This window comes from Clostridium paraputrificum AGR2156, from assembly GCF_000424025.1.
GTDB lineage: Bacteria > Bacillota > Clostridia > Clostridiales > Clostridiaceae > Clostridium > Clostridium paraputrificum.
Genome location: NZ_AUJC01000011.1, coordinates 120,763 through 140,070, shown reverse-complemented (window position 1 = coordinate 140,070; position 19,308 = coordinate 120,763). Strand labels below are relative to the sequence as shown.

Here is a 19,308-nt window from a genome sequence, read left to right as displayed (position 1 = left end):
ACATCATTCTCTTACTACAGCTACCCTTAATAATTCATCTACAGTTGTAATTCCTTCATAAACATGTTCCATACATGCCATTGTTAGTGTTTTCATTCCATCTCTAATAGCAATATCTTTTAACACATCTGAATTCTTTCCTGCTGTAATTGCATCCCTAACATTTCTTTCAATAGGAAGTATTTCATAAATACCAATTCTTCCTTTATAGCCTGTCCCATTACAATGTGGACATCCTTCTCCCTTAGTTAAAATTATCTTTTCATCACTATCCCTACCAAGAATTCTTTTTTCATATTCTGAGGCATAGTACTTTTTAGCACACTTGGTGCAAACCTTTCTAACAAGTCTTTGTGCAATTATTCCTGTTACAGATGTTGATATTAAATATGGTTCAATTCCCATATCAACTAATCTAGCAACTGAGGATGGTGCATCATTTGTATGTAGTGTACTTAAAACTACGTGTCCTGTAATAGCTGCTCTAATGGCTATTTCTGCCGTTTCACCATCTCTAATTTCTCCAACCATTATGATATCAGGGTCTTGTCTTAATATTGATCTAAGACCTGATGCAAATGTTAATCCAGCTTTTGCATTAACATTTACTTGATTTATACCATCAACCATAAATTCAACTGGATCTTCTACTGTAATAATATTTTTATCTATAGTATTTAATTCATTTAAAACTGCATATAAGGTAGTTGATTTACCACTTCCTGTAGGTCCAGTTACTAGGATTATCCCAAAAGGATTTTGCAATATCTGTTCAAGTTTTTTCATGTCATCCTTTCTCATTCCTAGGCTTTCCTTATTCATAAGGCTAGAATCTTTAGAAAGAATTCTTATAACCACCTTCTCACCATTTACGGTTGGAAGGATAGAAACTCTCAAATCAACTGCTTTTCCATCTATATTGGTAAGAATTCTACCGTCTTGTGGAATTCTTTTTTCTGCAATATTTAAATTTGCTAATATTTTGATTCTTGTAATCAAAGTATTTTGTGACTCTTTAGGTATACTAAGCATATTTTGTAAGCTTCCATCTACTCTTGCTCTTACTCTAACTTCATTTTCAAATGGTTCTACGTGAACGTCACTCGCACCCATTCTGATAGAGTTTTGTATTATAGTATCTACTAATTTAACAACTGGAGCATTAGCCGTAGCTTTTTCAAGTTCTGAAACTTGCTTTTCTTCTTGCTTTTTCTTAGTATTCTCTTTTTCTTTTTGAACTAAATCTTGTGCTACTTTTTCTGCATATTGTTTCGTATAAAAGTTTTTAATAGCTTTTGATATAGAGTCTTTTTTTTCTAATACTTTTTTAACATTAAGTCCAGTTACTACCTTAACATCTTCTACAGCCATTAAATTAAAGGGGTCTGACATTGCAATATATATATCATTTCCTTCAATTTTTATAGGTAAAATATTATGTTTTCTAGCAATAGATTCTGATACTGATCTTATGGCATTTTCATCTATATCAATGGAATCTAAATTAACTTTTTTTATTCCCAATTGTAACTCAAGAACAGACAAGATATCGTTTTCACTAACTAGTCCTTCGTCAACTAATATTTCCCCAAGTCGTCTTCCGCTTAAAGCTTGTTTCTTTAAGGCCGACATTAAATCCGATTGATTTATCTTCCCTGCTTGTACTAAAATATCTCCTAACCTTTTCTTAGTCCTAATCATCTTCTCACCACTATTTCCTACTTTATATTAATTATACACTTTTATGGAATAAATTTAAATAATTTACACAGTTTTTTTGACGACATTTTCCACTAAATCCATTTACTTACTAGCTCTACTTTCTTCATATATCTCCTATGCTTTTTATATAAATTTAATTTTTTTAAAAAACTCTTAACATTTATGATATTTTATTACTACACACGTAAAAAAGAGAGATAAGGACTTTTTTCCTTATCTCTCTAAAACTTCTTAGTACATTCCACCCATTGATGGGTCTGGAGCTATCGGAGCTTCCTTTTCAGGAAGATCTACAACTGCAGCTTCAGTTGTTAAGAATGTTGATGCTACAGATGCAGCATTTTGAAGCGCAGACCTTGTAACCTTAGTTGGATCAACTATACCGGTCTTTATCATGTTCACATATTGGTCATGTAAAGCATCATAACCTATACCAGCTTCACTATTCTTAACTTTTTCTATTATAACTGAACCTTCTACACCAGCATTCTTAGCTATTTGTCTCATTGGTTCCTCTAAAGATCTAACAATTATATTTATACCAACTTGAGTATCTGCAACATCAGACTTTAATTCATTTACCTTATTTATAACATTAACATAAGCTGTTCCACCACCTGGTACTATTCCTTCTTCAACAGCTGCTTTTGTAGCTGCTAAAGCATCTTCTATTCTAAGCTTTCTTTCCTTAAGCTCTGTTTCAGTTGCAGCACCAACTTTAATGACTGCCACACCACCAGCTAGTTTAGCCAATCTTTCTTGTAGCTTTTCTTTATCAAAGTCTGAAGTTGTTTCTTCTATTTGACTTCTTACTTGAGTGATTCTTTCTTTTATAGCATTAGAATCTCCCTTACCATTTACTATTACAGTGCTTTCTTTAGTAACCTTAACACTATCTGCTTTTCCTAACATATCTATAGTTGTTTCTTTTAAATCCATTCCTAATTCTTCAGAAATAACTCTACCACCTGTTAGTATAGCTATATCTTGAAGCATTTCTTTCCTTCTATCACCAAATCCAGGAGCTTTTACACCTACACAAGTAAATGTTCCTCTTAACTTATTAACTACTAATGTAGCCATTGCTTCTCCTTCAATATCTTCAGCAATAATTAATAGCTTCTTTCCTGATTGAACTATTTGTTCAAGTATTGGAAGTATTTCTTGTATGTTAGAAATCTTCTTATCTGTAATTAATATATATGGATTATCTAGGTTAGCTTCCATCTTTTCCATATCAGTTGACATATAAGCTGATACATATCCTCTATCAAATTGCATACCTTCTACTACATCTAATTCTGTTCCCATAGACTTAGATTCTTCAATAGTAATAACTCCTTCGTTACCTACTCTCTCCATGGCATCTGCAATTAACTTACCAATTTCCTCATCAGCAGCTGATATTGCAGCAACTCTTGATATATCTTCTTTACCTTCTACAGGCTTAGATATTGCTTGTATTTCTTCAACAGCTTTTTTAACTGCAATATTAATACCATTTCTTATTAACATTGGATTAGCTCCAGCTGTTACATTTTTCAAACCTTCTCTAACAATTGCTTGTGCTAAAAGTGTAGCTGTTGTAGTTCCATCCCCTGCTACATCATTAGTTTTTGTTGCAACTTCTTTTACAAGTTGAGCTCCCATATTTTCATATGGATCTTCTAATTCTATTTCTCTTGCAATTGAAACACCATCATTAGTTATAAGAGGTGCACCAAATTTCTTACCTAAAACTACGTTTCTTCCCTTAGGTCCTAAAGTTACCTTTACTGTATCTGCTAGCTTATCAACACCAACTTGCATTGATCTTCTTGCTTCTTCACCAAACATTAACATTTTAGCCATAATAAATCTCCTCCTATTCCACTACTGCTAATATATCTTCTTGTTTTAAAATAGTGTATTCTTCTCCATCAACTTTAACTTCTGTTCCTGCATATTTAGAATATAAAACTTTATCCCCAATCTTAACTTCCATTGCTACTCTATTTCCATCTACCATTGCTCCTGGACCTACAGCAACAACTTCAGCCTCTTGAGGTCTTTCTTTTGCACTACCTGTTAAAACAATTCCGCTTTTTGTTGTTTCCTCGGCTTCTAACTTTTTAATTACTACTCTGTCTCCAAGTGGTTTAATATTCATAACAATACCTCCTATAATCTCCTTATATATTTATAACCCTGTTTCTAACCCGACATAGTTAGAATCTATAGTTTTTGTAGGCCTATAAAAACTTATTTTTATCCTTTGTTAGCACTCACTTTAATAGAGTGCTAATACAATTATTATAATATCCTCCCTATCCATTTTATTCAAATATTATCTTCTATATTATTACCTTAAATAACCTAATTATAACTAACTAGGCTTAAATATTTTCTATTTGCTTAATTTTTCTAACTATTTCAAATAATTATTTATACATAAGAAAAAACTACAAGAATACTAATTATGATATTATTCTTGCAGTTTTTAGATACCTATCTTTCTAAATTAATTTCTTTATATTCTTTTAAAGATTTATTTGACAATACCGTCTTTTTAGTGGCTTGAATATTAGTCTTATTGAATACTCCTTTTGCTCTTAAAGATGGAACTATTGTACCTGCACCATTTATACATCCACCTTCACACATCATACCTTCAATAAAGTTACCACTTAATCTTCCAACCTTAGCCATATTCATAGTTTTCTTTATTTCTATTCCACCAGATACCTTAACTGGTTTAAATTCTACATCTACTCCTGCTTCTTTTATATAGTTTTCTATAGCTGCAGTTAATCCTCCAGCAGTTCCAAAACCTCTACCAAATATAGATGCATCATCTACAACTTCATTCTCACATTCTGCAGGATCTATATCAAATGCTTCAAATAATGCAATAAGCTCCTCAAATGTAAGTACATAGTCTACAGCTCCCTTAATACCATCTCTAACGGCTTCGCTCTTTTTAGCTGTACATGGACCTATAAATACCACCTTTGAATCGGGATCATTCTTTTTAATATATCTACCTGTAGCTACCATTGGCGAAACTGTACCTGATATCTTATCCTTTTGATCTGGGAACATCTTTTCAATATAATTTAAAAATCCTGGGCAACAAGAATTAGTCATATAATTCTCTCCCTTTTCCATTCTTTCAACAAATTCATTACTTTCATGAACAGTAACTCCATCAGCACCACATGCTGCTTCTACCATATCAATAAATCCTAGTTTCTTTATTGCATTTTTAATTTGTCCATATCCTATTTTTGCTCCAAACTGACCAGTTATAGCAGGAGCTACTACTGCATACATCTTTCTTCCCCTTGCTAATCTCTTTGCAACTGGTACAATTAAACTCTTATCAGAAATTGCACCAAAAGGACATGCTGACATACAAGCTCCACAGTTTACGCATTTTTCTTCTTTTATAATAGACCTTCTTGTTTCTGGATTAACATCCAAAGCTCCTGTTGGACAAACTTTTTTACAAGGTCTCATAACTTCTGAAATAGCATCATAAGGACATGCTTTTTTACACATACCACATTCTTTACATATCTCTTGATTTATATATGCTCGTCCAGCAATATAACTAATTGCATTAAAATTACATGCCTCTTGACATCTATGTGCAAGACAATTTCTACAAGAATCTGTTACACTATACTTATTTATAGGACACTTATCACAAGCTGCTTCGATAACATAGATAATTTGTTCATCAGGTCTAATGTCTATTAGCTCTAAATCCTCTGTATCCCCATTAGCTAGAAACCCTGATGCAAGCTTTGCTCTTTCTAAAACAATAGCCCTCTCTTTATAGACACAGCACCTATACATTGCTGTATCACCTTTAATTACTTCATAGGGCACTTTTTCAATCGCCTCTTTAGTTAACTTATCATCCTTTGCTAATTTAGCTACAGCTGTTAGTACTTCATGCTTCAACTTATTTAGTTGCGTTTCAAATTGGAACATACAATCACCTCTTCATCCTTCTTTTATACCCTCATAGTTACTTTATTTGTAATTACTATTAAATTATAACATATATACTCATTGGTAAAAAAGGTGAAATATATTGTCGGAATTTTCTGATTTTATTTTGTTTGTATGTATATTTCATGTTATAATTGTTCTTGTCTAAATTCTATATTCATAGGTGATAATTATGATAGCAGTTTATAAATGTGAATTATGTAATAGAGAAGTATCTCAATTAACTGAGCATCATTTAGTTCCAAAAGAACGTGGTGGAAAAGATTTTCCTACAGCTAATTTATGTATTACTTGTCACAAACAAATTCATGCTTTATATACTAATCGTGAATTAGCCGCTAGACTTTTTACCCTTGATCGTTTAAGAAATGATGAAAAAATCAAACGTTACTTAAAATTTATATCCAAGCACTCAGGTGATACTCACATTACAATAAAAAAATCAAAAGCTGTTCGTTGCAAAAACTAAAACTCTATGTGATTAGATTCTCACATAGAGTTTTTTTATTCCTATTTGACTATTAATTTTTATAATATAAATAATAAGAATTTTTTTAATAAAAGAATTTATTTTAAAAATATAATTTATATTAATAATATTATTTTTATAAGAAATATAGTATAAGAGAAATCTTCTAGAGATTTCTCTTATACTACAAGTTCATTATTAACTTATCTATTCTTCTCCAACCTTTATCTTATTCTCTCTAGCATAATAGAATAAATACTGTTGAGCAAATCCAGCTAATTCACCAAATTTATCTCTAGCAAATATTCTTATTTTATTTAGAGAAGCATCTTCTGCACCATAGAAAAATATCATTGCTCTCTTTACCCATACATCAACTGGAAAAGCTGAGTACTTTCTCATAGAGAACAGCATTATGCAATCTGCAACCTTTGATCCAACTCCCTTGAAGTTTTGTAGCGCTACATGACACTCATCTGTATTAAGTTTTGATATTCTCTCCAAATCAAAATCATAGCTATTTTCATTTACTTTAGCTATTGTATCAACTATATATTTACTTCTAAAAGACGCGCCTGTCTCCTTTATTTCCTCTTCTGTTGCATCTTTCAATTGTTCTGGAGTTGGAAATGTGTAATAAGTATTTCCTTTATACTCAATTGGCGTTCCCCACTTTTCAGAAATCTTCTTTATAGTTTTCATTATTGAAGGAATACTATTTCTTGCAGAAATTATAAAACTTATTAACAACTCAAAATGTTCTTGGTTTAAAAGTCTTATTCCATAGCCATATTCAACGCTTTTTCCTAATATCTCATCATGAGCTAGGCCAGCCTTAATTTCTGAATAGTCTCTTTTTAAATCAAAATAATCTAACCATATATTATTAAAATCCTCTTCATTAGTATTTAAAATAGTTACTTTATCATCTTCTTGAATAACTTCTATTACTCTTCCATGAGCTACACCTATATAATTTAACTCACCAACTTTTTCCCATCTAAAGCATTGGCCACACTCTAAAATTTGTTTTATATTAAAATTCTTTACTCCATCTAAAATTACTTTATCATTATCAATTACTATATTGTTAACATCCATATATTTCACCTATTTCTCTTATATTTCTTATAATATTCTTCCTCTTAATACAAAAATATTATTCATTATTATAATTTATATTATATATTGTTTAATAATTAATATCAAATAATCTTACTTTATATACGTTTAAGTAGTTTATTACAACTTTTTATTATGATTTACTTATATTCTAGAAACTAAAAGTAAAAAGGTAAGTTGGATATTTATATTCTTCTAGATGTCAAAAAAGAGCTACGTTATACGTAACTCTTCTTACTTCCAAATAATTTTATTGTTATAAAGGCGATTAAGCATGATACTATAGCGGCTAATAGTATTGATATTTTAGCTAAATCTAGAGCCTTATTCATACCTGCAAATGCTATCTCTGAAACAAATATTGACATTGTAAATCCAATTCCTGCAAGCATTCCAACTACTAATAATTCTTTCCACTTAACACCTTTCGGTTTTTCTACTACATTTAATTTTGATAATACTGAAGTAAATAATACTATTCCAACAGGTTTTCCTACAACCAACCCAATTATAATTCCTAATGATAGCGGAATTGTATCTATTGTTACAGAACTTAAATTTAGAACTATAGCAGTATTTGAAAATGCAAATAAAGGTAAAACAATTAAATTTGCATAGGGACTTAAGGAATGTTCAATCTTGGATAAAATACATTCTTCCTTCTCATCTCTTGCTATTGGAATAAGCATGGCTAAAAGAACTCCACTTATTGTTGCATGAACACCACTTTGATATACAAAATACCATAAAAATAATCCTAAAATTATATATGGTGAAACTTTTCTACACTTAAAAAACTTATTTAAAGTAAATAATAAAAACATTATTAATCCTGCAATTATTAAAGGCACCATTCTCACACTTGATGAATAAAACACCCCGATAACTATTATAGACATCAAATCATCTACAACTGCTAATGTTAATAAAAAAATCTTTAACGCTGGGTTTAAGCTCTTCTTAAAAATCATAAAAGCTCCAACTGCAAATGCAATATCCGTTGATATTGGTACACCAACACCACTAGAATAGCTTGTACCTTTATTTATTAAGTAAAATATTATTGCTGGAACCGTAACTCCACCTATTGCTCCTACTATAGGAAAAGATGCTTTTTTTATATTTGATAAATGTCCACTAACTATTTCTTTTTTTATTTCACAACCTACAACCAAGAAAAATATTGCCATTAAGAAATCATTAACAAATGCATGCATTGTTACACCTTTTACAACTTCAGTTTCAAAAAAGTGATGATATTCGTTAACTAAAGACGTATTTGCTATTACTAATGCACATAAAGTTGCTGCTAACAATAATGCACCTGGTAATAGTTCTGATTTAATAACATTTTGTACTGTATCTGCTAGCTTCCATCTCTTTTGTGTAAAATCCATATTTTTAACCTTCTTTACTGTTTTTTCTTAAGTACTTGAACTAGTATATTTAATTTTTATAAATAAGGCAATACCTAGCATTGATGGCTATTTAACAATGATATCTAACCATTTAACTCTTAATACAAACAATAAAACTCCTTAAAAAGTTTTATATACCACTTTAATGTTGATTACATAAACTTAATTGAGATTCAAGATTATTTGTTTATATTCTTTTAAATACTCCATATTTTTCTTTTTATGGATTCTGGTAAGAATATTTAACGTTTTTTCTATTTATATAAACTTTAACAACCACTTTTTTAATTCTAATTATTGATAATTTTCTTAATATTTAAAACCTACAAATTATTTCTATAGCAATTTTAATTATAAAATCCATATTTATGTTATTTTTTTAACTATTTTCTAAAATATTTTTTTATTTTTTTAAATAAAAAACCCTAAATATGATATATAATTAAAAATCCATCACATTTAGGGTTTATTTTACTTAAAGTTTTCTATTTTATTTGATAAGTATTCATGAATTCCTGCTGCTGCTTTTTTACCTGCTCCCATTGCTAATATAACAGTAGCAGCTCCAGTTACAGCATCTCCACCTGCAAATACCCCTTCTCTTGAAGTTAATCCAGTATCTTCAGATGCTACTATACATTTTCTTTTATTTATTTCTAATCCTTTTGTAGTAGATGATATTAAAGGATTTGGCGAAGTTCCAAGAGACATTATTACTGTATCTATATCTAAAATAAATTCAGATCCCCTAATTTCTACTGGTCTTCTTCTTCCTGATTCATCAGGTTCTCCTAACTCCATCCTTACACATTTCATTCCACTTACCCAACCTTTTTCATCACATAATATTTTTGTTGGGTTAGTAAGTACATCGAAAATAACACCTTCTTCTTTAGCATGATGTACTTCTTCAACTCTTGCTGGTAGTTCTGCTTCACTTCTCCTATATACTACATGCACTTCAGCACCTAGTCTTAAGGCTGTTCTTGCTGCATCCATAGCAACATTTCCTCCACCAACTACAGCAACTTTTTGTCCTGCTCTAATTGGAGTTGAGTATCCATCCTTATATGCTTTCATTAAATTATTTCTTGTTAAGAACTCATTAGCTGAAAATACACCATTTGAATTTTCGCCAGGTATACCCATAAACTTAGGTAATCCTGCACCTGAACCTATAAATACAGCTTCAAATCCCTCATCTTCAAATAATTCGTCTATTGTTATAGTCTTTCCTATAATAACATTAGTTTCAATCTTTACTCCTAATTTTTTAACATTGTCTATTTCTGTCTTAACTACAGTATCTTTAGGTAATCTAAATTCTGGTATTCCATACACTAAAACACCACCAGCTTCATGTAAAGCTTCAAATATTGTAACATCATATCCTAATTTAGCTAAATCACCTGCACATGTTAAACCTGCAGGACCGCTTCCTATAACAGCAACCTTCTTGCCATTCTTAGGTAATGTTTCAGATAAATCTACTTTATTCTCTCTAGACCAGTCTGCCACAAATCTTTCTAACTTACCTATTGCAACAGCTTCCCCCTTAATACCAAGAACGCATTGTCCCTCGCATTGGCTTTCTTGAGGACATACTCTTCCACAAACAGCAGGTAATGCTGATGATTCTGCTATAATCTTAGCTGCTTCTTTAAAGTCTCCTAATTTAACTTGTTCTATAAACCTTGGTATTTGAATACTTACTGGACACTTAGAAACACATCTTGGATTTTTACAGTTTAAACATCTTGATGCTTCCTCCATTGCTTCCTCTTTTGTATACCCTAAACAAACCTCTTTAAAGTTTGTAGCTCTTACCTTAGGAGCTTGTTCTGTAATTGGTACTCTCTTCATATTAGGCATATTACTCTTCACCTCCGCAATGTCCACATCCACCATGATGGGTGTCTCCTTCAGCTAACTTTAAAGCTGATCTTCCTTCTTCAGTTTTGTACATGGATTGTCTTCTCATAGCTTCGTCAAAATCTATTAGATGTCCATCAAATTCTGGACCATCAACACATGCAAACTTAACTTCCCCTCCTACAGTAACTCTACATGCACCACACATTCCTGTACCATCTACCATAATTGGATTCATGCTTACTATTGTAGGAATATTTAATTCCTTTGTAAGTAAAGCAACAAACTTCATCATTATCATAGGTCCAATTGCTACTACCAAATCATATTTCTTTCCTTCATTATTAACTAAATCTTTTATTTTATCTGTTACTAATCCTTTAAATCCAGAAGATCCATCATCTGTAGCTATGTATAAATTTCCAGCAACTTGTTCCATCTCTTCCTTTAAAATTACAATATCTTTATTTCTTGCCCCAACTATAACATCTGCTTTAATACCTCTTTCAGATAACCATTTAACCTGTGGGTATACAGGAGCTGTTCCAACTCCACCTGCAACAAATAGGATATTTTTCTTTTTTAATTCATCTAAATCTTCATGCACCATTTCTGACGCTTGTCCTAAAGGACCCACAAAATCCCTAAAGTATTCCCCAACTTCTAACTCTGCCATTTCTTTTGTAGATGCTCCTAATGTTTGAAAAACAATAGTTACTGTCCCCTTATTTGCATCGTAATCACAAATAGTTAATGGAATTCTTTCTCCCTTTTCATCTATCTTAACAATTACAAATTGTCCTGGATGAGCAGATTTAGCAACTCTTGGTGCTTCAACATCCATAAGATAAATATTTTCTGTCAATAATCTCTTGTTAGTGATTTTAAACACTTTCATCCCCCCATGCTTTTGCTTATTTGGTATATTATTGTATATTATACAATAATATCTTTCACTTTATCAATAAATTCACAAAATACATCTATCTAGAAAAATATATTTTGGTGTATCTTCTTAATTTGTGATAGGTATAGACACCATTAATTATATTTATAGGTGTATTAATTTTTCATCTACTATTAGTTGTTCACTACAAACCCATAGTACTAAAAAAAGACGCCCAAGCGTCTTTTTTTAATCCAAAAATCATACAACTACTTTATAGCTTGTAGTGCTTTATAAATTGTATTATCATTTTCTTCTAAAAACTTAATACTTTCTTCCTTGTTTAATTGAGAAAGAATCATAAATACAGCAAGTTTTACTCTCCCTTCACTTATTTCTAGATACTTTTCAGCTTCTTCCCTAGATACTCCTGTACAATCAACAATTATTTTCTTACTTCTTTCAACAAGCTTATGATTTCCCGCTCTTACATCTACCATGTAGTTACCATAAACTTTACCACTCTTAATCATAGAACCAGTTGATAACATATTAAGAATCATCTTCTGTGCTGTACCTGCTTTTAATCTTGTTGATCCAGTAATAACTTCTGCACCAGTTACAACTTCTATAGCAACCTCACCAAGCTTAGAAAGTTCTGCATTTCTACTACAGCTAACAGCTATATGTGCTGCCCCTACCTCCTTTGCATACTTTAGTGCCCCTTTTGCATAAGGAGTTCTACCAGAAGCACTTAAAGCTACCACTGCATCATTTTCATTTAAATCTAATTTCTTTAGCTCTTCTATAGAAAGTTCTTCAAAATCCTCTGATCCTTCTTGCGCATAGACAGTAGCATTGTGTCCCCCTGCAAGAACACCAACAACTACACCAGGTTCAACTCCAAATGTAGGTGGACATTCACAAGCATCTAAAACACCAAGCCTTCCTGAGTTTCCTGCTCCTACATATATAAGTCTTCCCCCTCTTATTAACCTTCCATAAATTAAATCCACAGCCTTTGCTATGTTTTCCACATCTTCTTTCACAGCTTCTGCTACCCTATGATCTTCTTCATTAATAAGTTTGATCATATCTAATGTTGATAATTTATCTATATTCTTTGTATTTTCATTAACTTTCTCAGTATCTAATTTCCCTAAATCAACTTTTACCATGGTTTATCCTCCTACTAAAAAAGAATGACTTTTTTAGTTAATAGTGAAGATGAACAATAATTAGCAATTTCTTCGAAATTACATATGTTACTATTCGTTGCTACTACTTCACCATTCACCTAAAGTCATTCTCCTATTTATCTTTACTATTTTAAAATATCTTTTAACTTACAATCTGGATCATCAGGAACCATTATGGCAGATATATCTACTCCTGCATCTAATAGCTTATTAAAATATTCCACATCAGTATCAGTAACATTTACTGATCTCTTTATTGATCTTGTTCCTTCTTTTGCAGCCATATTTCCAACATTAAATGAAGTAATGTCTAATCCTGCTTGCTTTAATTCCCAAATATCCTTAGGATTCTTAACTATTAATAAAACTCTTTGTCCTTCATATTTACCTGCAGAAATATTCTTAATTGCTGTTTCTTTACTAATGATAGAAGTTCTAACCGAAGCTGGTGCTACCATTCTTAATAAAGATTTTTGCATTTCATCTACTGCAACCTCATCATTAACAACCATAATTCTGCTTATTGACAAGGAGTTTGTCCAGAACGCTGCAACTTGTCCGTGTATTAATCTATCATCTATTCTAATATGAACTATCCCTTTCATTATTACAACCTCCAAATATTATGCTAAAATTCCTAAATTAAATAATACTATTGATAATACGATAAGAATTAAAATAACCCTTGTAGAATTCATTTTCTTTCTACCTAATAACCAGTAAGTTAATGCAACAATTGCTACTGGTACTAACCCTGGCATAATCTTATCTAAGATTTCTTGAGCAACTAATTGAGCTTCTCCAGATGTATAAACATACGGTACTGTTGCCTTAACAACTGTTGGTATCAAAGCACCAATTACCATTAGTCCAAGCATTGAAGCTGAATCCGTAATATTTTTTAATACATTTCCTACCGAAGCAACTAATTTGGCACCTTGTTTATATCCAGCTTTTATAAACCCTCTACTGATTATAATCTTAGCAATGTTAGCTAAAATCCACATATAACATCCAATTGAGCTTCCTTCTAATGCCATATAAGCTGCAATTGAACCAAATACAGTGTTTAAAGTAACACCGAATAATGTATCACCTATACCAGCTAAAGGCCCCATAAGACCAGTCTTAATTGCCGCAACTGCTTCTCTTGATTTTGCTCCTTCTGCCTCTTCTATAGCTAAATTTGCTCCTAATACAAATTGTCCTGTTACTATATTACAGTTGAAGAATTGTAAGTGATTCTTAACTGCTGCATTTAACTCATCTTCATTAGTATATATCTCTTTTAATGCTGGTAACATTGAATAACAATATCCTAAACCTTGCATTTTTTCATAGTTCCATGCTGTTTGTGACGCGAATAACCATCTATAGAAAACTTTGTTAATTGTTTTATTACTTAATTTACTCATCTTCGTCTGCACCTCCTGCGAATCCTACGTTTACTGCTTTTGCATCTGCATCAGTTGCTTTTTTGAAGTTATATAAAGCTACTGCAAACCCTAATAAAGCTACTCCTAACATTGGTAAGTTGAAGAATGCTGCTAAAACAAATCCTACTATTAAGTATGGAGCATAAGCTTTAATTGGTAAGTATTTAAGTAATAAAGCTATACCTAATGCTGGTAATACTCCACCTGCTGCTTTTAATCCACCAATTAACCATGCCGGTGATGAACTAAGTAATGTTTGTACTAAACCTTCTCCAAAATATAAACAAATAAATACTGGTACAAATCTTGAAATCATCCAAGTTGATAAACCTAAAACGTTCATTAATTCTACTTTGTTATATTTTCTTTCATCAGCATATTTTTCTGCCCTATGTTGAAAGAATACATTACTCATTCTTGCTAATACATCAAGTTGAACTAGTAATAATGCTGCTGGTACACCTATACCTATTGCAAAATCAACGCCTTGACCTGTTGATATTGCAAGTGCTCCTGCTATAATCGTTGCTGTTGCGTAGTCTGGAATTGTTGCTCCACCGTAACTACCTATACCTAATGTCATTAATTGAAGAGTTCCTCCAACTAATAAACCTGTTTTTACATCTCCTAAAATAAGCCCTACAATAAGTCCTGTAATTGCTGGATTTCTAAATCCAATTTTCATATTTGTTTCGTCCCATTGAGCTATCCCACCTAATAGGCTTAGAATAATGATTTGCCATAATTGTATTTGCATATAAAAATCCTCCTATGATTTTTTTCTATTCATCATCATCATCTACAGCAGATGATGGTGGAATCATAATTGCATCTTGAGCTGAAGTTCTTAAAGTTTCCATTGAACTTTTTAAATCTCCACCTCTTAATAAAGTTGCTTCAATTAATAAAGGTAAATTAACTCCTGCTATAACCTCTACATTTTTATATTTCCCCTTGATTTCTAACATTGCTGTATTGAACGGAGTTCCTCCAAATAAGTCAGCTAAAACAAGAATTTCTTTCCCATCTTCGTAAGCCTTCTTCATTATGTTATCTATTTTTTCTTTAAACTCTTCAACACCAGTTTCAGTTAAACCTACAGAATATACATCGTCTATATCATTAGTAAACATCTTTAATGTTGATTTAAATGCTTCTGCTAAAGTACCATGTGTTGCTATAATTATTTTGTACATTCTTTATCCTCCTACTTCTCTATTTGATTTTCACACTTATTTATATTAGCAATTAACGTGCCAACTTTTTATCATTTTAATTTGCATACAATAAAAGCAGTAAAATAGCCATTCTTCAATTAAAAAAACTTTTCAAAACTCTAGTGTCATACTCATCTTCTTTCTGTCACACCCACAAAACCAAAAAAGGCATGACACTATTTACAAGTGTCATACCTTTAAATTTATAATTCTATTTTTCCTATTCTTGATTCTATAATAGTTTGAATTATAGATATTTCTTTAGTAGTAATGCTTAAATTATATTCTCTTAATAAAGGACTAAAAATTCTATTAGTTATGTCTATAAATTTATTATTCTTCTCTTCATAATCTCTTTCCCCTATCTCAAACTCTAATCCTTGTTTTATCATCAATCTTTCTATAAGTATACTAACATGTATATATAAAGTCATTTTTAACTCGCTGCAGAATATTGTACCTAGTATTCTTTCATAATTAATTATAATATCCTCTACCTCATTAATTATTTTTCCTGGATTTAATATAGTCATCCTGGACACAAGATTTTCCATAGAAAACATCTTTACTAAATCCTGACGAATCATATCAATGTTTTTATCCAATGTTATTTCTTTTAAAGCATTAACAAAAATATCATCACTATCCCCACTCATAAGATCTTGTAAAAGAAGACATTCTGCCCCATCAATATCTATCTTAGTAGTGCTAATAATTAATCTAACATCATAATCGCTAAAAATCTTATCTTCTTTTCCCATTAAGCTTAATTTAGAGTATTCATATTCCTTCACTTCTATATCAGCAGTTCCAATACACTCTCTTATTAGTTTTTTAAGCTTAACAGCTGTACCAATTCCAGATATACAAGTAGTCAAAATAGCTTTCTTCTTTTTCTTTCCCTCTATATACTTACAAGACAGCACATTATTTTTTTCTATTCCTTCTATCATTGAACGAACGTCTTGCCCATTAATTATTCTTCCTGCAATATCGAGGGCTATATTAGTTGTTATATTATTAATTATCCCAAGATCTCCCTCTATTACATCTCTTAAATCTCTATCTATATTTACTAAAGAACCCATATCTACTAAAATAATAGTTCCTTTAGAAGTATCAATACCACTTATATATTGCTTTATTTGATTCTTAACTTCTATAGGAGACATGTCCACTGGCATATCAAATGCTTCAAATATGAACTGTTCAAACATTTGGTTTGCTACACTTGCTATACTACTAGCTGTTGAATATCCATGAGCAACTATAATAGCATTAATTTGAGTACTTTCATTACTCATCATAGCAAAAAAATACATTAAAATAATTAACTCAATTCTAGGGTCTAATTTATAATCTAAATTAGATTCTAGATTTCTTATAAGTTTCTCTGCAACAATAGATGCTTTACTTAATTTTTTAGCAACTATAGATTTTATGATATTTATACTATTAAAGCTACTATTAGATAGTACATCTAAGTTATTATTTTTAAAATACAATAAAATTTTTGTTATTATTTTAGATGTATTACCATAATATTTAATTCCGTACGTTCCTTCAACAGCTTTTAGGGTATTGGTTACTGTATCTAGATATAAACTCTCTATTAAATCATTTCCTTCATTAGAACTCTCCTCATAAACCATCAATCCAAGACTTCTATTAAGTTCTATATTTATTTTCTTTTTTAACTCTTCTATTGATACTTTATTTTGTATATATTCATTTAACACTTTTTCTACTTCATATATAATTTCATTTATTCTTATGAAGTTATCATTACTTATTGTATGAATTTCTTTTAAACATTCCCCTTTACTACTTATGTACATAAAATCATCATAAAAAAACTGTTTTACATTATTTTTTTCTACACCTTCTAAATCTTTTAGATATTCTTTTCCTATTATGATTATCTCCTCATCTTGTTGGTCTTTATAAGACCACGCACAACAAAGCTTAATTAAATTCTTTAAACTTCCTATGTTTCCAGCTTTCTTTTGCGATAAAATATAGTTTATTACATCCTTACTTACATTAATATCTTTATCAATTTCCTTCGCCTCAATACTAAAAAACTTATATATCATTGTTAATCTTTCATCAATAGGTCTATCTCTTAACTTAGGTATATTTACCACTAGCGGAATTCTTCTTGTGAAAGTTTCAAGTAATGTTTCTTCTGGACTTTCTGTAGTTGCAAAAATAAATCTTACATTAGCTTTCCTCTCTGCCTTACTTTCACCAACTCTTTTAAACAACCCTTTGTCCATAAAAACAAAAAGTTTTTCTTGACCTTCAGGAGATAATCTATGTACTTCATCTAAAAATAGATATCCACCATCTGCTAACTCTAATGAACCTATATGCTCTTTGTCCGCACCAGTAAAAGCTCCTTTTTTATAGCCAAACAAGTTTGCTGAAAGCAATTCTGGATTATCAGCATAATCAGCACAATTAAATACAATAAAAGGGGCCCCTTCCTCTATCCTCCCTCTTTGTTCTGCATATTTGTGTAATAAGTTAGCTATGAAACTCTTACCAACCCCACTTGGTCCAGTTAATAATACTGACATATCTTTACTAGGGTAAAAAGCCGCTGACTTACATTGTTTTACAGCAGTTTTCAAACTTCCATTATATCCAACTAATTCTCTAAAAATATCCTCTCCATCATTTCCAGATGAACTCATTATTTCATTAGAGTTTATATATGTAAATAAAACTGGCCTAGTATTCGATTTTATAGCCTTTTTCTCTTCAACCAATTCATTTAGATACTGACTTACAACATTTCTTCTTAAATCTAACTCTTCTGCAATAGTTAATGTATCTATTCCACAAAAATCTTCTTTCTCATTATTATCTTCAGTTAATCTCTTTAATATCTCTTCTACCTTTTGTTTATTACTTGCCATATTCTTCAACCTGCCCTATAGTCTATTATATGTATACATTATCATTGCATAATATTTTTGTCACCTATCTACTGTTATTAAATATAAATATAATTATAATAAAAAATAGACAAGTATTTGTTAAAAAACAACACTTGTCTATTTTCTATATTTAATATATTAAGGATATATATTATTTTGAATAATCGTAGAATCCTTTTCCTGTCTTTCTTCCTAACCATCCAGCTCTAACATACTTCTTTAATAAAGTATGAGCTCTGTACTTAGAATCTCCAGTTTCATTATAAAGAACATCCATTATAGCAAGACATACATCTAATCCTATAAGATCTCCTAATGCTAAAGGCCCCATTGGGTGATTAGCTCCTAATTTCATAGCAGTATCTATATCTTCTACAGATGCTACTCCATCAGCATAAATTCCAACTGCTTCATTAATCATTGGAATAAGAATTCTGTTAACTACAAATCCTGGTGCTTCAGCAACTTCTACTGGTACCTTTTTTATAGCTTCAGACATTTCTTTAACTGCATCGAAAGTTTCTTGAGAAGTTTTAGCGCCTCTTATAATTTCAACAAGCTTCATTACTGGAGCTGGGTTAAAGAAGTGCATTCCTATAACTTTATCTTCTCTCTTTGTAGCATTAGCAACTTCTGTTATTGATAAAGAAGATGTATTTGAAGCTAAGATTGTTTCTGGCTTACAGATTGAATCTAATTCTGCAAATATTTCCTTCTTAATCTTCATATTTTCTATAGCAGCTTCTACTACTAAATCACAATCAGCAGCTAAACTCATATCAGTTGTTCCAGAAATTCTAGAAAGTATTTCTTCCTTAACTTCTTCTGTCATCTTTTCTTTAGCAACTAATCTGCTTAAGCTCTTATTAATTCCAGCTATTCCTCTTTCAACGAATTCATCTTTAATATCTCTTACTATAACTTCAAATCCATTTTGTGCGAATGCTTGAACTATTCCAGCACCCATTGTTCCAGCACCAAGTACGAAAACCTTTTTCATTTTTATTCCTCCTAAAAACTCAA

General features: G+C 30.9%; 16 protein-coding genes. 1 reads left to right on the top strand and 15 read right to left on the bottom strand.

Annotated elements, in window-relative coordinates:
* Positions 1-3: 3 nt before the first annotated feature.
* The 4 genes from G594_RS0112680 to G594_RS0112665 all read right to left on the bottom strand — a co-directional run bounded on the left by G594_RS0112680 (position 4) and on the right by G594_RS0112665 (position 5,700).
* Entirely contained in the window at positions 4-1,701 is a 1,698-nt protein-coding gene (locus tag G594_RS0112680) for a GspE/PulE family protein (protein ID WP_027098930.1), read from the bottom strand.
* Between the two features lie 252 nt (positions 1,702-1,953).
* Positions 1,954-3,573: a chaperonin GroEL gene (gene groL / locus G594_RS0112675; RefSeq protein WP_027098929.1), complete on the bottom strand. Its 1,620-nt coding sequence runs from the start codon at positions 3,571-3,573 to the stop codon at positions 1,954-1,956.
* A 13-nt stretch (positions 3,574-3,586) separates the two neighbouring features.
* A complete protein-coding gene (groES, locus tag G594_RS0112670) occupies positions 3,587-3,871 on the bottom strand; it encodes a co-chaperone GroES (RefSeq protein WP_027098928.1) in 285 nt (94 codons plus the stop codon).
* Positions 3,872-4,209: 338 nt separating this feature from the next.
* Positions 4,210-5,700 carry a 4Fe-4S dicluster domain-containing protein gene (locus tag G594_RS0112665; protein WP_027098927.1) on the bottom strand — a complete coding sequence of 497 codons (1,491 nt, stop codon included), beginning with the start codon at positions 5,698-5,700 and terminating at the stop codon, positions 4,210-4,212.
* A 193-nt stretch (positions 5,701-5,893) separates the two neighbouring features.
* Here G594_RS0112665 and G594_RS0112660 point away from each other — a divergent pair, with 193 nt between their 5' ends.
* Positions 5,894-6,190, top strand: coding sequence for an HNH endonuclease (locus G594_RS0112660; protein WP_027098926.1), 297 nt, complete (start codon positions 5,894-5,896; stop codon positions 6,188-6,190).
* A gap of 207 nt (positions 6,191-6,397) precedes the next feature.
* On the opposite strand, the gene G594_RS0112655 is transcribed toward G594_RS0112660, so the two are convergent.
* The 11 genes from G594_RS0112655 to G594_RS0112605 form a co-directional block, all read right to left on the bottom strand.
* The gene (locus G594_RS0112655; RefSeq protein ID WP_027098925.1) at positions 6,398-7,291 is read right to left on the bottom strand and encodes a DNA-3-methyladenine glycosylase family protein; all 894 of its coding nucleotides are present in this window, start codon (positions 7,289-7,291) and stop codon (positions 6,398-6,400) included.
* A gap of 239 nt (positions 7,292-7,530) precedes the next feature.
* Positions 7,531-8,709 (bottom strand): Na+/H+ antiporter NhaA, encoded by a 1,179-nt coding sequence (nhaA, locus tag G594_RS0112650; protein ID WP_027098924.1) that lies wholly within the window; start codon positions 8,707-8,709, stop codon positions 7,531-7,533.
* 492 nt (positions 8,710-9,201) lie between these two features.
* The gene (gene gltA, locus G594_RS0112645) at positions 9,202-10,602 is read right to left on the bottom strand and encodes an NADPH-dependent glutamate synthase (RefSeq protein ID WP_027098923.1); all 1,401 of its coding nucleotides are present in this window, start codon (positions 10,600-10,602) and stop codon (positions 9,202-9,204) included.
* Position 10,603: 1 nt separating this feature from the next.
* Positions 10,604-11,494 (bottom strand): sulfide/dihydroorotate dehydrogenase-like FAD/NAD-binding protein, encoded by an 891-nt coding sequence (locus G594_RS0112640; protein ID WP_027098922.1) that lies wholly within the window; start codon positions 11,492-11,494, stop codon positions 10,604-10,606.
* A 263-nt stretch (positions 11,495-11,757) separates the two neighbouring features.
* Positions 11,758-12,666, bottom strand: a complete 909-nt coding sequence (gene murQ / locus G594_RS0112635; protein WP_027098921.1) for an N-acetylmuramic acid 6-phosphate etherase — start codon at positions 12,664-12,666, stop codon at positions 11,758-11,760.
* 146 nt (positions 12,667-12,812) lie between these two features.
* On the bottom strand, positions 12,813-13,292 hold the full coding sequence (locus tag G594_RS0112630; protein ID WP_027098920.1) for a PTS sugar transporter subunit IIB: 480 nt from the start codon (positions 13,290-13,292) through the stop codon (positions 12,813-12,815).
* Positions 13,293-13,310: 18 nt separating this feature from the next.
* A complete protein-coding gene (locus G594_RS0112625) occupies positions 13,311-14,102 on the bottom strand; it encodes a PTS system mannose/fructose/sorbose family transporter subunit IID (protein WP_027098919.1) in 792 nt (263 codons plus the stop codon).
* A complete protein-coding gene (locus G594_RS0112620; RefSeq protein ID WP_027098918.1) occupies positions 14,095-14,880 on the bottom strand; it encodes a PTS mannose/fructose/sorbose/N-acetylgalactosamine transporter subunit IIC in 786 nt (261 codons plus the stop codon). Before G594_RS0112620 ends, G594_RS0112625 begins: the two co-directional genes overlap by 8 nt.
* A 25-nt stretch (positions 14,881-14,905) precedes the next feature.
* Complete coding sequence (locus G594_RS18930; RefSeq protein WP_051196010.1) at positions 14,906-15,319, bottom strand: PTS sugar transporter subunit IIA; 414 nt, start codon at positions 15,317-15,319, stop codon at positions 14,906-14,908.
* A 224-nt stretch (positions 15,320-15,543) separates the two neighbouring features.
* Entirely contained in the window at positions 15,544-18,264 is a 2,721-nt protein-coding gene (locus G594_RS0112610; RefSeq protein WP_034866660.1) for a sigma 54-interacting transcriptional regulator, read from the bottom strand.
* A gap of 172 nt (positions 18,265-18,436) precedes the next feature.
* Positions 18,437-19,285 (bottom strand): 3-hydroxybutyryl-CoA dehydrogenase, encoded by an 849-nt coding sequence (locus G594_RS0112605; RefSeq protein WP_027098916.1) that lies wholly within the window; start codon positions 19,283-19,285, stop codon positions 18,437-18,439.
* Between the last annotated feature and the right edge of the window lie 23 nt (positions 19,286-19,308).